Source organism: Xylanibacter ruminicola, assembly GCF_900107775.1.
GTDB classification, from domain to species: Bacteria; Bacteroidota; Bacteroidia; order Bacteroidales; family Bacteroidaceae; genus Prevotella; species Prevotella ruminicola_C.
This window is the reverse complement of record NZ_FNRF01000005.1, coordinates 300,109-315,604: the sequence shown is the minus strand read 5'-3', so window position 1 is coordinate 315,604 and position 15,496 is coordinate 300,109. Positions and strand designations below refer to the sequence as shown.

Here is a 15,496-nt window from a genome sequence, read left to right as displayed (position 1 = left end):
GAGAAAGGAATACGATATGGATATCAATGCGAGAATCAACTGGATGCCAGGAATGGAACTGACGGCCGACACCTTTAACGAGGTGTTCGAGAAATGGGATTTCCGTCAGCGCCTTGCCATACGGGCTGCTTTGGGTTGCAACCATATGGGACTAGTACCAGGTGCGCCCTTTAGTTGCAATGGCACATTCGTCAAGAATCGCTACGAGGTAACCAACATGCAATGTATGGCTTTGTTGCCTTCGGGACGCATCGTAAATGCCGAGGAAGATGTGCAGGTGCCCATACCTATGCTTTTTGGCGACAAGTACTATCTGACGATAGGTTTTGCCAACGAACAGACTGAGTTCGAGAAGAAAGGCATACCGTTTGTACGTCCGCGCTATGCCTATGCTATCCACACCATCGAGGAGGTTGAATCGGCCGATGTATTCCCATTGTCACGATTCAGCGTAAACGAAGGCGTATTCTCTATCGATACGGATTATATACCGCCCTGCCTGCTTCTCGAGGACGAACCACGATTCAAGACTTATATCGACCAGTATACCGAGTTGATGAACACGCTGGCCATACATGCCAACATGGCCGATGGCGAAGGTAAACGCGCCTTGTTACGTTATGTATTCCAGCTTAAGAGCTTCAGTTTACAGAGCACCATGCAGGACTTTATACTGTTAACACAGGAAATGGCTCAAGCCATCGACTATTATATCATGACGCCCAACAACCAATCCAAGGAGATTCCTGCGCCGCACCATGCCGACATTCAGGCTTGGTTAGGCTGGGTGGTGAGCTATATGCAGGGAGCTGCCGTCATACTCGATGGCGTGGTACTCGACAATACCGTTATCGACTACGAAGCACTGCTGGCACAAGCCAAGGCCGAATTATACGAGAAGCTACATCCTGAGCTGATAGAAAAGCTACTGGCCGATTTGAAGGCCGAGCTACAGGCTGAAATGCGACAGCAAACCGAGCAGCTCACAACCTATATCAACGAGAATCTGAAGAACGCCATCCTTGAGGAGCTCAAGAACGAGATGGACGACCGCACCGGCAAGATGAGCCAGATGCTCACCGAGAAGTTCGAGGAGTTCAGAAAGGATACTTACGACCAGCTGTACGACAAGCTATACTTCGCGCTGTTCGACAGTCTGTTCAATGCGCTCTATGTGCCTGAGCCAGAAGAACTTAAGTTTGTGCCACAAATATAGTAAGCTATGATTAGTATCCGCATACCACTACAACTGAAGCAGAAAGGCTTGAGCCGATACGAGAAGCAGAAGTTCTCGGTAGATGCTGTGATTCGCCTCATTATCTCCACCGAGCGATTCAGCTGTCCTGCCGACCCACAGTTCGGTTTCGTATTCAATAACCTGCGCTTCGAGATGTTTAACGAGAACGAGGGTGTGGTTTACGATTCGGGCGAAACAAACTCTATGAGTAATCTTCAGAATATCTACGACAAGAAGATTTCGGGCTCATCAAAGAGTATTAATACGTTTGCCGCCGAACTGAAGGGGATGATAGAGGAATACGAGAAGAGGCTTGAAAACATAGCCGTTTCGATGACGTACATCCGCGAAGAACGCCAGATTTACATTACCGTAAAAGCCAACTTTGTGGACACTAAGGAAGAATATGTATATAACCAGAACATCAAAGTCTGGAACTAAATAGAGATGTGAATGAAACAGACCATATTTGAAACCAAGCAAAGGGCAGAGGAGTTGCTGCATGAGGCCATCAATATCTGGCGTCATAGCGACGATAACGACAAGCTGGAGGGATTGGAGAACGATCCTATCATGAAACTCATGATTACAGCCCTTGCCTATCAGGCCAACGAGAACATCAGCGATCTGGAAGTGATGAAAGCTGAAGTGCTCGAGGAATATGCCCAGTTGCTTACCCCCTACGAAGTTGGCCATGCTGTGCCTGCTACAGCTGTTGTTTCTACAATGCCGCAAGACACGCTGACAGAGATTGAGTTAAACAGCCAAAGCACATTTACGCTTAATGGCACCAACCACCAGTTTTTACCATTGCTCAGCACACGCATACTGAATGCCAGAATCAGTCATCTTACAAGAATAGACGGCCGACGTTGGAAACTGTCGATAACACTTAATGCGCCAGTGAAAGATATTGCAGGCTTTGCCTTTGCTATCAAGAATCAGAACTATTACGAACTGAAAGTCAGTCTCAACAAGCAGACACTTCCAACTATAAAACCCTGGGAGTACTCTGAGCTGCCACTTAACGATTGTTTCGGCCTCGACACCGTGCTCTATACCAAGGCCCAGACCTTCGAAGCCTCGGTAACATGTCTCGACTTGTTTGCCCGACAGAACATGCGTACCTACATTGTACGCCCCTGCAAGCAGGCCAGCTTTGAGATGGAAACCGACACGTTCGACCTGATTTTAGAATTTCAAGGTATAGGCGATAAGTTTACATGCAGCAGGGAGAATATCGTACTGAATCCTGTTATTCTGGTTAATGCCGAACTGCATAGCACCACATTGTCGGCACAAACACCTATCACACGCATCGACAATCAGTTCCTGCATGCCATCCGCCCATCCGAAGAACAGATGTATGGTAGCAGTATGATTGAGGTACGCAGGGTAGCAGCCGACAGATTTAATCAAGGAAGACTGATAAAACTGCTGAATGCCGTTATCGCCCGATACCACTCCGACTATTACGCATTCCAGGATATAAAGGGCATTTCGGGCGACAAGATGATGCAGATGCTGCAGGAAATCCTGTTGAAACTGGTAGAAAGCGCCAAGAAAGACGAACTGAAACGCGTACCAGGTACCTATATTTTATTACGCGACAACCAGTTGTTACATACAAAGGATGCCAGCGTAGAAATAGGTTATCTTACCACATCGGGCTCGGCTGTAAACTCCCAGCTCAATGCCGATAGTACCTTTATCGTTCCATCGGGGTTGAATTCAGCCGAAACCCACCAGGTAGCCAATCCGGTAATGGGTAGCGACGAGATTACCGATGAGAGTGCGTTAGCAGGTATGTCGCGTTATTACATCGCCACCAACGACCGCATTGTAACACCTGCCGACATCAAACTCTTCTGTTACAAAGAGCTGCTTACCCGCTATGGTATTGTGCGCGATATGGTAAAACAGCTGAGTGTGAGCAGGCGACACCAGATGGAGACCAGAGGTCCCGGCTACGAGATCGTAGTAGAGATACGGCTGGCCGACAACCCGTTTATCAAACGCAGTTTGTCTGAAAAGATACCGCTGGTAGAGATCTTGCTACAAAAAATGATCGAAGTAAGGAGTACAAATATATACCCAGTAGTAGTAATGATTAAAATTGAAGATTAAAATATGGAAGACTTCTTTTTAGATATTGGTTACAAGAACAAAACAGTACGCTTTAAGGTGGTAAACCCCGAGGCACCACTTAGTACGCTGATGACCAACCTGCGCCACGCTATCGGCGAGGACGGCAAGTTGATATTCGACTTCCCCTCGATTGATGATACGGGTGCCCCACTCGACTATTTCTTTGGTCGTGAGGATCCCGAGGTACACGAGATACGTGTGTTGCGCCCCAGGATTGGTCGTAATGACATGACGCTGCTCGACTATAATGTGCAGAGCGGCGATAAGGTTTTCTTAATGCCCGACCCATTCCCAGGATGAAAGAGAGCTGCCGATACGAGATGAGCCAGTTTAGCGGACGCAACCGCCGTTTGCTTTACGAGTGGCAACAGCTGGAGAAACAGCTGGAAGGTCGGCATGACGTTACCTGCAAGGTGATTCGCCAGAATACCGCAGGCATGCCAACAGCCTACCTGATCAGCTACCAGCTTAAGAGTATCTGTGGTGTAACCGATATGGAACACTTTGGCCAACCAGGCACACAGAACCTGCCCATCTTTGCTACCGGCTTCAAGATGCGTATCGACCTGCCCGACGGCTACCCGTCTATTGACGCACAGCCCGCCTTCAGATTCCTGACACACGACGAGAACGGGAACCCCATCCCCCATCCGTGGCATCCTAACATCCGCTACTTTGGCGACTTTGCCGGACGCGTATGTATCAATATGGTCGACACCTATACAGACTTGGCATGGGGCGTGCAGCGTGTGGCGCAATACCTACGCTACGACCTGTACCACGCCATATCAGAGCCACCCTTCCCCGAGGATCTGAAAGTGGCATCCTGGGTGATACGTCAGGGCGAACCCAACGAATGGATTTATTTTGATCAAACTAACGATGATATACCATCATGAATAAACGAAGAAATACGATATACGGAACACTCCTCCTTGCCTGTTGCTTTGCCGCACAGAGTGCCTGGGGCCAGAAGGTCTTCAGGGACATTACGGTGAGCGCCGACAAGCCGCATGCCGACCATATTAATCTTGACCGGCATGCTACCGATAAGGATATTATGGTAAAATTCAGCTTCGACGAGGCAGCCAACCAGTTAACGGTAAGCATGATCTCGAACCGAATGCTATTTGTATTCTGGGACGATGTACGTTACAAGCCCATGACCAAAGGTCGCACCATCCGTCCCGAGCTGCTGCCATATTTCGTAACATACGATAAGAAAGACAAGTTCCGTTTCTCGAAACTCTTTAAGAGTTCGTTGCCTCAGCCCAGAAAAAAGTATGTGTTCTATCGCTGGCTTGAGTACGATAAAATACAGCCCGTACCCCAGGATTACGCTATGGTAAACGATTACATTACCCAAACCTTCGAAATCCCGAAGAAAGGTACCGAGGCTGTGATACAACTGCGCGACGTGATGCTGATGGACGACGTGAGCAAGCATCCCAACAAGCGCAAGTACGAGATTTCGTTTGGTGTCGATCTCGACATTTTCTACCGTGTTAAGATAGAGCGCAACCCATGTTTCGGACTGGATGAAGACATGCAGTCGGCCCAGGCAGCTCTCGATGGTATCCGTAAGAGCTATTCAAACCTGAAAAAGAAGTTTGGCAGGAATGCGAACGTAAGCGAGGACGGCAAGGCTGTGTTCGAAGAGCTCAAGGAAACGCTGCTGAAACAATTCCCACGCCGGGAATCAAAAACCGAGTGCCCTGAGCTGCAGGCAATTCTGGATGACTATAATACCTATACCGACTCGATTGCCCGCATGGACGTGAAGGTAACATTCGACGCCAATGCCGCCAAAGGCATGCTTGGCCAAGGTATCAACGAGCGCCAGCTCTTATCAAGAGCACGCCAGATTGATACTGCCGTTTCGCGCTGGCTCATATCGAATGATCAGATAGAACGTCGCGACATTATCCTGAATATTGAAGATATTATTAAGAGTGTGAATGCGGCCGTAACCCAACAAGGAGTTTACACCGCCGAACAGCGCCAGGCCTTATCGGTTTTCCGCGAGGCCGAGCGTTACTTTAGAAACAACTGTAGTAGGTGATGAAGATAATAGGAAAACTGCTCATTGCAATACTTCTTTGTTCTGTCCTGCCATCGGCAGTATGGGCACAGGAGGACGAGATGACTGTTGAAGAAGAGCTCGACTCTACCTACACAGACATCCACGCGAGGATGGTGCAGTTTCAGGGAGAACTGCTACAACTGGGCGCGTTGAGCCGCTTCCGTATGGATATCGATATGGAGATGCCGCTTACCGAACCGTTGCTGGATGTAATGGGCAACCGACTGAAAACGCTCACGATAGCAGTCAACTCGTTCACCTCGCGCTGGGATGCTTACTCGCAGGCACAGCAGGTGTACATAGCCGATAACGACAGTCTGCTAAGTAAACTGGCCGAGGTACAGCAGATGAAACAGATGGTGACCGACACCTTGGCATCGCGACAACTGCAATACGACCAGCTATCGGCATTTGCCAAAGCCGAAGTGTTTATCTGGAGTCAGGACAAGATTTACCAGAAGCTATACAAGCAGGCCGTGCAGTACTCGTTATCAGGCAAGCTTGCAGCCAAGCTCGAAAAGGTTAAGGCCGCCGAACAGGCCGAATTTGCCGATGTAACCAAACACTACGAGCAAGCCAAAGCAGCTGCCGACGCGTTTCCAGGTCTGAAGATCAGAATGAAGGGAATAGACGAAAAGTACTTTCAACTGCAGACTGTTTCGACCAAGATACAAGAGATGGCCTACAAGCCGTTTATACAGCGTATCAAGGATTACCTGATGGGGTTAGCGGCAGTAGCTATCGTACTGATGTTCCTGAACATGGTGCGCTCTAAGCTGAAAGCGCTGAAGGTAGCACGCGAACAGGCTCAGAAAATGAAAGATATGATGAACGGACAGCATAACTATCCTACCATATAAGAAATATGAAGTGTATGAAAACAGTATATAAATGGCTCATAAGCACAGCAGTAGTTTTTGGACTATCAGCCTGTGACGAGGTGCAGACGCCCGATATCGACGAGATGCTCACATCCGACGAATCGGCTGATAATGCAGGGGACGCCTTGCAGATATCGGATATTAAATTCTCCGACGACAATAAGGAAATGTATCTGTCGGCACGCTTGCTGCACGATATAGGCGACTACGACATCATGGATTCAACCCATGTTGTCATCAAACCGCACCAACAGATACAGATGTTGCCTGGTAAGTTTGGCGACGAAATCCAGCCGGTCATCACCAAGATAAAGAACCCCAGCAGAGAGGTTCTGAAGAATATGGATCTCAAGCTGCTCATCATGGTCGACCTGAGTTTGCCACAGCATCAGGTTGATGCTGAGCTTCATGCAGTCAGGGATATCAATACACTCTTAGGTCAGCAGGGCGTGTATATCGCCTTTATGCAGGGCGAAAACGTCAGCGAAACCTACGAGGCTAGTGATTACGTTATCGATCACTACTTTGTACACCACGATCCCTCGTACACCTATCTGTATCGTTCTATCCTGACCAAGCTGGATGAGTTTATGGACCCGCAAACCACTATAGGCAATGCCCATCGCAAGGTGCTTGTAGTGATGTCGGGCGGAAAAACCTATGAGAACGATTTACCTGTTGATCCACAGCACTTTGCCATACAACAACAGCTTACCAACAAAACTACCGAACTAAAGAATAAGCTTTGCGCCTATTATGTAAACTTCTCGGCCAACACTCAGAGCGACAACGATTTGATGGCTCTGACCGAAGATACTGACGATTCGAACATCATGCAGTTTTTCTGTAAGGATCTTGGTGGTATCTATCAGCCAACATTCAACTGGCAGGAGATGGAGACCGACATGATGAGCGACTTTAATATTGATCCAGCGAAATACGAGATAACCTTAGAGAACCCCGACGGCAAGATTTATCGAGGCACGTTACACAAGCTCGAAATAGGGTTATATGACAAGAAGACCAACGACTTGGTAGCCAAAGGTACCACCACCTTCACGCTTGGCACCATTTATAACCCTGTGATTATCCACGACGAAACCATGATTCAGATTATCACAGGCGGCATTGTATTGCTTATCATTGTATTCTTGCTGGCATGGTTAATACTGCAGTTCATCGAGCCGTTTATCCGCTATCAGCTATTCAAGCGTAAGCATGTTATCAGCTACTCAGGCAGCAAGATGAGCGTTAACGGACTCGAGGTTGCCGAATCGTGCTATCTGTGTAAGGCTCCTTTCGAAACAGGCGATGAGATAGTGGTAAAATGTAAGCACACCATGCACAAAGCCTGTTGGGATGAAAACGAATATCATTGTCCTGAACACGGACGCCATTGCAAGGAAGGTTCACATTATTATAATAAGCATAATCTGCTTGATGGCAGCAACCCATTATACCTTATGAAGTGGGTACTGGTTGCTATCATTTCAGCTTTTGTAGCCTGGTGCGTATTCATTAATCAGGATTATGCCCAATCAAAGTCTCTCATCCAGAGTATCCACTCCTTCTATCACGAGCTCACCTCAACAACCGATGAGAAGGGCAGCCTCTCGTTTGTTTATGGCTCATATCTGAGCGATCTGCCCGCCTTTGGCCAAACGGTAGGATTCATGATTACGTTCTTCCTCTCATTCTTTACCGTTCGTCGCCGCAAGTGGCTGTTACGCCTTAGCGAGATGGTGCTTCGCGCATTCCTAGCCGGTCTGGCTGGCTGTCTGAGCTGCCTGTTTGGCTGCATGGTTGCTGTCATACTCCACATTGAAACCAATACGTTCCTCATCGACTGGATTCCCTGGTTGCTGCTTAGCATTGTTATCATGCTGGCCGTTACCATCAAGACGCGCACGCCTATCCGTCGTACGTTCTTTGTTGCCTCGTGCAGCATCGCTCTCCTATCCATGCTTATGTGGGGATTCATATTCTTCAACAACACGTTGAACTATCGCCTCTCGCTGTTGATTGGCTTTATTGTCTATGCAGTTGCCATTGCCATCTGTATAGCCAGAGAAACGCCCCGTTCAGAGCGTTACTTCCTGCATGTTGAGGGCGCTATCAAGGAGATGGATATCGCTTTATACAAGTGGCTGCGCAACGAAACCGACCGTGTGGTAACCATCGGTAAGTCGGTTGACTGCAGTATCCAGCTGTCGTGGGATATTAACGGAAAAGCAGCTCCTGTTCAGGCCGAAATCAAGAAATATAAGAACAGCTTACGCCTCACAGCTCTGGAAGAAGGTGTGATTGTAAACAACAAACCGCTTGAGCCCGGCAAGGAGACATGGCTGTATCATGGTAAGAAATTTACCATCGGCAATACTACTTTCACCTACATCGAAAAAGATATATCGTAATCTATAACATTGCATCAATAACTAAAAATTTACGAATATGGCACTAACAGCAGTATTAGAATTTGGCGACAACAGCATCAAGCGTTACTCAAAGCAGTACCTGGTTGCTGACTGTCAGTTAGTATTCAATCGTCCGCGTAATGCCTTTAGTCCTGGAGGTGCGGCCCGTTGCGAAAGGGTTGACCTTGAAGTGATAGCTCCAGGTAAGGACGACCTTGGTTTGTTTGAGTGGTATTCAACGCAAAGCGTACAGAATGGCCGTCTGGTAATCAGCTTTATCGGTAACGGGTTGAACGATGCCGACTCACAGATATTATATTTCGAAGAAGCCAAATGCTTCTCACTCTCAGAGGATTACGACATTAACTCCTCGCGCCGCCGTACCCTGAAGCTCAGTATCTGTGCCGAAGAAATAAATATTGAAGACGTACAATTTAAATCTATATAATTGCTTATGGCTACACTCTATTCAAATGAACTAAAAGCCGTTGTAATAGCCGAAGACTTCAAGGAGAGTCCAAAGAATATACTGAAGGAGAGATGCCTTACTGTTCAGCATTTTTCCTACCAATGCGAGCACAAGCGCAACAGTCAGGGCGAATATTATGGCGCACAAGAGCCGGTTATACTTAATTTCAGAGTACGTATCGGTTCTATACACCAGGCACATACCTTTTATCAGAACCTGGCAAGCAACGGGTATTACTCATACTCATTCCTGTTCAACCCAACATTCAATCAAAACCAGCGTCTGGCCGATTACGAAGACGGCATGGTAGTAGAAGGCTATGTGATTAATGTGGTTGAGACCTTTAACTCGAGCAAGAGCCAGGCTGGCGAAGACGAGCAAGTGATGCTCGATGTTCAGCTACTGGTGCGCGAGATTACCTATGTAGGTCGTGAAAACCAAAACAATCTTAGAACAATATTCATTCAATAAAAACTATTAAGCTTATGGCAATCCTCGAACTTAATTTCCACGACATTAATATTTATGTGGATGGAAAAGACACTGTAAAAGCTGGCACACTTAAACTTCTGTCGAACCAGCAGGATGCAGGTGTGGTAGACTTTGAGACTTCAAAAAGTGCCATATATATTAAAGGAAAAAACGACAAGGTAAACCGCTACGAGTTCTACATCGAGAAGCTCGACTTTACCAAACAGATTTATAATCCTACCGTGATTTCAACCGAAATCTTCGTGTACCCGCTCACCACCACGCAGGGCCCCGAGGAATGGGTACCCATCATGAAAGACGAACTGGAAAAGCTGTTTTACAACCATCGTGTATCACTCTATTCGGTTGATGGCAGCAACAGTAGAGAGATTGGCGGCGACTATTTCGTAGGCGAGATTGAGCCACATTACAAAAAACTGTCGATGTCTATCACATTCAATATATACAGTCTCGACAAGAAACTCGATATCTCGCAGAACAGCCGCTCCTTTGTGGCTCAGAAACTCTGCGATGACATTCTTAAAAGCCAGCTTAAGGATTTTACCGATCCTTACGACCCTACCAAGAAACTGAGTATTGAGTGGAAAAATAACATGCACATTCTTGCTTATAAGAATAAGAAAGATGAAAGAACCGAGCATATATTCCCGTTCCTGGTTCAGTACAACGAGAGTTTTCACAAAATGCTGGTACGCACCACTAACCGCTGGGGCGAGTTCTTGTACTACGAGAACGGTTGCCTGAACATCGGCTACGAAAATAAGGTGTGCACTGAAGCTGATGAACGTGACGACTGGAGCGAACTGAACTACGGCGACATTGATGATGGCCTTGATGTAGAAATGGCCGATAAGTTTACTGCCGAGGCTGCCTACGACGAGCACATCATTGATAGTAAACTGAAAAAAAGCCCTAACGAAATCCAGGGAGTCTTTGGTTGTGGACCTAAGAATGGCTTAGACTTATGGATGATGAAACAGTTCCCCAAGTTTTTCTCGAACACCGAAAGCATTCCTAAGTTTTTTGGAAACCTGATATTCGATAATCTCTATGATAGTCTTGTAGCCGAACATAACAAGAGCTATCTTGATGAAAAGTTCAACGAGAAATACTTCAGCACAAACAAACCCGTAGAGCAGTATGGTTGTGAAGACGAGCCCGACACATTCAATCAGTTTAGCGAACTGAAATCGACATATACCGATAAGAAATACCTGGGTGTTCTTAACAAAGAACTGCAAGCCAGTAAGAATGCAGTTTTCCTGAATTACGATACCACCTACCCCAACATGAAGGTAGGCGATATCATCAGGATATACAAAGAGGATTATATGGTGATTCTGGTTGAATGTAAAACCAAGCCCAAGCGCCTGATTGTAGTGCATAATGTAGATGTGGTTGAGGCCAGCGAATTACCACAGTTGGCATTCAGGGTTGTAGCCATTCCAAAAAACGAAGATGGCGTGTTCTACCCAGCCATATCACCTCAAGGTCATACCCGTTTCTCAGGTCCGCAGCTAGCCACGGTTACCGATGCCAACGACCCCGCCAACCAGAACCGTGTACGTATCATGTTCAACGGATGGCAGATAGATCCCAAGGACGAAAATGGCAACCCCATTAAAATTACCGATAGCATGCGGGCAGCATCATCGCCCTGGGTAGTTTATGCCACCAGTTCGGCCAGTCAGGGTAACGGTATCTTTGGTAGGCATTATGAGGGCGACCAGGTTATCGTGGATTTTGCCCACGGCAATGTGGAGCGCCCGTATATCGTAGGAGGTCTTTCGATGAAAGGTAACAAGGTTCCTGGTGGATTGCACGAGCGTGATATCGTGCTCACATCGCCTGGCGGCCATGCCCTTCGTATCGAAGATGGCACGGGTGCCGGCCTCACAGCCTTCCTATCTGGTATTTTCGCGCCTGGTTACGACCTGCTCACAACCATTTTCCCTGATCTGTCGGGCAAGGATATATTTACCGATGCCTCTTGGCTGAACACCAACAAGAACTCAAAGAACTTCGAGGGTGGATTCCAGCTTACCGACAAGTACGGCATTTATAACATCTCGGGCTCTACCGATGGCCGCAACGTATCTGTCAAGTCGCCTTGGGGCGATATCAACTTGAATGCCTTTACAGGCATCACTATTTCGGCTCCCAATGGCGACGTAACCATCAAGGGTAAGAACGTAAAGATTCAGGCTGGTAACAACCTCGAACTGGTATCAGGAACCAACGTATCGCGTAAACTGGTACAATCAAAAGATACCATGCCAGGCAATTTAACCACCTTCATGGCAGATATGGCTCTTCAGGTAGCCAAGAAATTTGCCGAGAAGGTTGAATTTGTTGATCTCTCGTTTGTAAGAGCAACCGCCGAAGTGATATTCTACCCTGTAGAAGGTGCGCTCACCGTCAAGTCGAACCGCTTCCTGAAGCTCGAAGCCGGTAAGGGCAAGTGCGATTATCCAGCCACAGCCTACAAGGATCAGGCCACTATCGACAAGATGAATGATAAGATTGAAGAAGACGACCTGCGACCAGGTCTGCGCCTGAGGGCTGGAGTTGTTCAGCTTATACAGAAGGTTGGTTCTATAGCCACCGAAATTGACAGAGAATATAAGAATCTTTATAACGCATGCGTACAGTTACATACTGGTAATAGTGGACTTAAGTCTATGATTAGCAGAAATCGCAGATACCGGAATAAAGCAGACAAACGGGAATATTGCAAAAATGCAGACAAAATTATTGAAACGATATGGCAGAATCCTGACACCGAACTGCAGGAAAACGATATATTTGTTGCCGGCGAATTCGATGCGAATGACATAAACGATGTTTCTAATTTCGCCGTAAACAATTATGGTTTGAACTTACATGGAACGGATGCGGAAAAGAAGCAATTAGTCGTCAACTTAAGAAAGAGGGTTAGAGCCGAAATCACCCAAAAGGCCAATGAGCTTCGAAAAGCTATAGCCAAATTAGCAGCATTCATTGATAAGTCGTATACACGATTGGAGATGACCGAGAAGATCGGACGAGTAGACACATCGTATATGCCAGCTAATTACAAGGACGTTATGACGGCAGCCTTCTCGAAGGACAAGCTGGGCGACACCTTCTACCACAAGGCGAAAGCAGGCAACCGTAGCGCTCTTAATGCCGTATTAGGCGACAATGATCTGGCTGACGAGCTGAAGGCACTTAAGCGCAAGGCAGCCATTCTGTTATTAGAGGGATTGGGCTTTAGAGACGATTGGCGCTCAAAGACTGTTTCGATAGTAAATGCACGTTATGATGCCAACGTTCGACCACCAATGGCCCAGCGTGTTGATGTGGAGGCGCCACGTGTATTTAACGAAAGCGACGTTATTAATCCGCTTAAGTGGTCGTACTATGTACGTTCCATCACAAGCGTGCCCAAGCTCTCGCCTATCGAATCCAAGACAGCCAAGCTCAAAGAGGCAGCACTTGATGAACTGAAAAGAGCTGTGGATTGGGAGGACATGCAGTTCTTGGCCCATCCACGCGAAGACAACTGGTCGTGGGGCGAAGCCAAACAGGGTGGCATCTTGTTTAATTACAAGGGCAACACCTATAACCTGAAGAACGATATTGCCAAGATAGAGGGTGCATCGAAGGAGAATCTGACAACTACCGACGATGGCGACGCATTGAATGGTGAGGTTAATCAGTTCCTTACCGAGATCAGGGCCACAATCATGGCATTAACAGCTCCCCCACAACCCTAATTGAATAACCCAAAAACAATACAACTATGGGATATATTTTTGACGACTGGAAGAAAATCCTAGATACGTACCAGGAGTGCGTTGAGAAAGAGCTCGAGGAAATTCATCAGCAAAAAGCTGAGGTTCAGCAGATAAAGGCGGATATCTTTAACCGCCTCGACAGCGGACTCTATTATCATAGCAACGAGCGTATCGTTATCTCGGCTCCTGAGATAGTGATAGGAAATGTAGATAAGAGCGGCGACCTTAGTGGCGGTATGGGCCGCGTAGTGATTAAAGGCAGCGACATCAAGCTCGAGGGTGTTGGCGAGTCGGGCAGTATTACCTCACGCGCCCCCAGCATCCGTCAGGTGGCTGTTAACCCTGGTACCGACGGTATGGAGAATGTGGTTTGCGACACCTCCGAGATTGTGTCGCAGGCTTGTAACATTGTGATGCATAGCAGCGATAGCAAGGATGTGTTCTCGCAGAAGGCAGAAAGTGCCGGTCGTGGCGGAATCTGGATTCATGCCGACCAGGACTTGAATATCGAGGCGGCTCTAACTAACGACAAACGAAAAGAGACTATCGAGGCTCAGGTATCAATACTCACCGAACAGGCCACCAACCTGAAGAATCAGTTGAAAGCCTGCAAGGACGATGTGGATACCGTTTTCAAGCAGATGAACGCCCTGCTTACGATCGAGGATGAGAAGAATGGTGCCAAGGACTATGCGCTGCATGTAAACATGGTTGACTTAGACGAACTGCATCAGCAAATGGACGAAACGCTCCCATCTCTTTATCAGTCAACCATGATGTTTATCCGTACAGTATCGCAGCTGGCCGAGGTTAACCGCAAGAAGAAGGCACTTGAGGAGGAAAAGAAAGCCCTGAAGAGTACCGACGACTTTAAGCAGAAGACCACAGGTGCCCAGATGAACATCTCGGCCGAGAAAATCATCATGGCAACCAACGATGGTGATGGCAACATACATACCAACGACGAGGCAGGCATTGTTATCAATACCCCACGTATGAATATGAACATGACCGACGAGAATGGTAAACTGGTTGAAAAAGGCGGTCTGGGCATCACGGCTCAGAATGTGACCATCTCTACCCTTAACCCTTCCGACGACAATATGGAACTTACCGCCACAGGTAGCGTGAATATCCAGTCGAAGGACATCAGTTTCGAGGCTATGGACCTGAAGCGCAGCGATGTTTCTATTCAGGAAAAGCAGCTTACCGATGACGGCATCATCAGCATGACGGCCAAAACCATCGAGGTATCAACTGCCAACCCGCAGAATGTGGAGCGCGACAAAGATGGCAAGCTTACCAAGGGCGACTTTGTGGGCACAGGCGATGTGATTATCAAGTCGAAGACTGTTACCTTAGAGAGTCTCGACTACGAGGTGGCTGATGGCAACCTGAAGACCAAGGCACTTACCAAGGATAGCAAACTGTCAGTACGTACAGAGAAAACCGATATCCTGTCGGCCGATGCCGAGGGCAAGGCTACGGGTAGCTTCAGCGTTAACGCCAAGGCCGTCAGCGTTAAGTCGATGGATGTAGATAAGGAGAAGCTTACCGATAGCGCACTCGCTGCAGGCAGCACCATGACGCTGGTATCCGAGAAGATGTACGTAGGCTCTAAGTCGAAGGACATTAAGAGTAAGAAGATTCAGGCTCAGACCGAAGAGCTTGGACTGTTTGCCGATAAGACGCTCGAGGCCCAGCAGGGCGAAGCCAAGGCCGTACTGCAGCTGGCCGATGGCAATGCCGCCCTTTCAGGCAGCAAGACGCAGGTTTATGGCGATACCACCATCAACGCCAAGACCGAGGTTAAGGGCGAGCTTAAAGCACCCAAGCTATCAGGCGACAGCATCGAGGCTAAGAGTGCCTTCAAGTCGCCAAACATCAGCGATGGTATGGCCGCAGGTGGTGGCGGTGGCGGTGGCAGTCTGAGCGCCAAGCTTAAAACCGAGGATGCCCCTAAAGAATAGTTAATTACAAACCACGTAATTTT

At 47.7% G+C, this 15,496-nt stretch carries 12 protein-coding genes; all 12 read left to right on the top strand.

From position 1 onward, the window contains the following. The first annotated feature begins 16 nt into the window (after nt 1-16). Genes BLU97_RS13580 through BLU97_RS13525 form a run of 12 tightly spaced genes read left to right on the top strand, consistent with a single transcriptional unit; the run spans nt 17 to nt 15,473 of the window. Complete coding sequence (locus BLU97_RS13580; protein WP_074762024.1) at nt 17-1,216, top strand: hypothetical protein; 1,200 nt, start codon at nt 17-19, stop codon at nt 1,214-1,216. A gap of 6 nt (nt 1,217-1,222) precedes the next feature. After that, complete coding sequence (locus BLU97_RS13575) at nt 1,223-1,678, top strand: hypothetical protein (RefSeq protein ID WP_074762023.1); 456 nt, start codon at nt 1,223-1,225, stop codon at nt 1,676-1,678. A gap of 12 nt (nt 1,679-1,690) precedes the next feature. Then, on the top strand, nt 1,691-3,364 hold the full coding sequence (locus BLU97_RS13570; RefSeq protein ID WP_139209039.1) for a hypothetical protein: 1,674 nt from the start codon (nt 1,691-1,693) through the stop codon (nt 3,362-3,364). Between the two features lie 3 nt (nt 3,365-3,367). Then, nucleotides 3,368-3,685 carry a hypothetical protein gene (locus BLU97_RS13565; protein ID WP_074762021.1) on the top strand — a complete coding sequence of 106 codons (318 nt, stop codon included), beginning with the start codon at nt 3,368-3,370 and terminating at the stop codon, nt 3,683-3,685. Continuing rightward, nucleotides 3,682-4,284, top strand: coding sequence for a hypothetical protein (locus BLU97_RS13560; RefSeq protein WP_074762020.1), 603 nt, complete (start codon nt 3,682-3,684; stop codon nt 4,282-4,284). Before BLU97_RS13565 ends, BLU97_RS13560 begins: the two co-directional genes overlap by 4 nt. Beyond that, nucleotides 4,281-5,447, top strand: a complete 1,167-nt coding sequence (locus BLU97_RS13555) for a hypothetical protein (RefSeq protein WP_074762019.1) — start codon at nt 4,281-4,283, stop codon at nt 5,445-5,447. Before BLU97_RS13560 ends, BLU97_RS13555 begins: the two co-directional genes overlap by 4 nt. Beyond that, nucleotides 5,447-6,328: a hypothetical protein gene (locus BLU97_RS13550; RefSeq protein ID WP_074762018.1), complete on the top strand. Its 882-nt coding sequence runs from the start codon at nt 5,447-5,449 to the stop codon at nt 6,326-6,328. The genes BLU97_RS13555 and BLU97_RS13550 overlap by 1 nt, the downstream gene beginning before the upstream one ends. Before the next feature lie 14 nt (nt 6,329-6,342). Further along, the gene (locus BLU97_RS13545; protein WP_074762017.1) at nt 6,343-8,763 is read left to right on the top strand and encodes an FHA domain-containing protein; all 2,421 of its coding nucleotides are present in this window, start codon (nt 6,343-6,345) and stop codon (nt 8,761-8,763) included. Nucleotides 8,764-8,800: 37 nt separating this feature from the next. Next, nucleotides 8,801-9,211: a type VI secretion system tube protein TssD gene (gene tssD / locus BLU97_RS13540; protein WP_074762016.1), complete on the top strand. Its 411-nt coding sequence runs from the start codon at nt 8,801-8,803 to the stop codon at nt 9,209-9,211. Nucleotides 9,212-9,217: 6 nt separating this feature from the next. Next, on the top strand, nt 9,218-9,703 hold the full coding sequence (locus tag BLU97_RS13535; RefSeq protein WP_074762015.1) for a hypothetical protein: 486 nt from the start codon (nt 9,218-9,220) through the stop codon (nt 9,701-9,703). Nucleotides 9,704-9,717: 14 nt separating this feature from the next. Then, nucleotides 9,718-13,482: a phage baseplate assembly protein V gene (locus tag BLU97_RS13530; protein ID WP_074762014.1), complete on the top strand. Its 3,765-nt coding sequence runs from the start codon at nt 9,718-9,720 to the stop codon at nt 13,480-13,482. 26 nt (nt 13,483-13,508) lie between these two features. Next, a complete protein-coding gene (locus BLU97_RS13525; protein ID WP_074762013.1) occupies nt 13,509-15,473 on the top strand; it encodes a hypothetical protein in 1,965 nt (654 codons plus the stop codon). Nucleotides 15,474-15,496 lie beyond the last annotated feature (23 nt).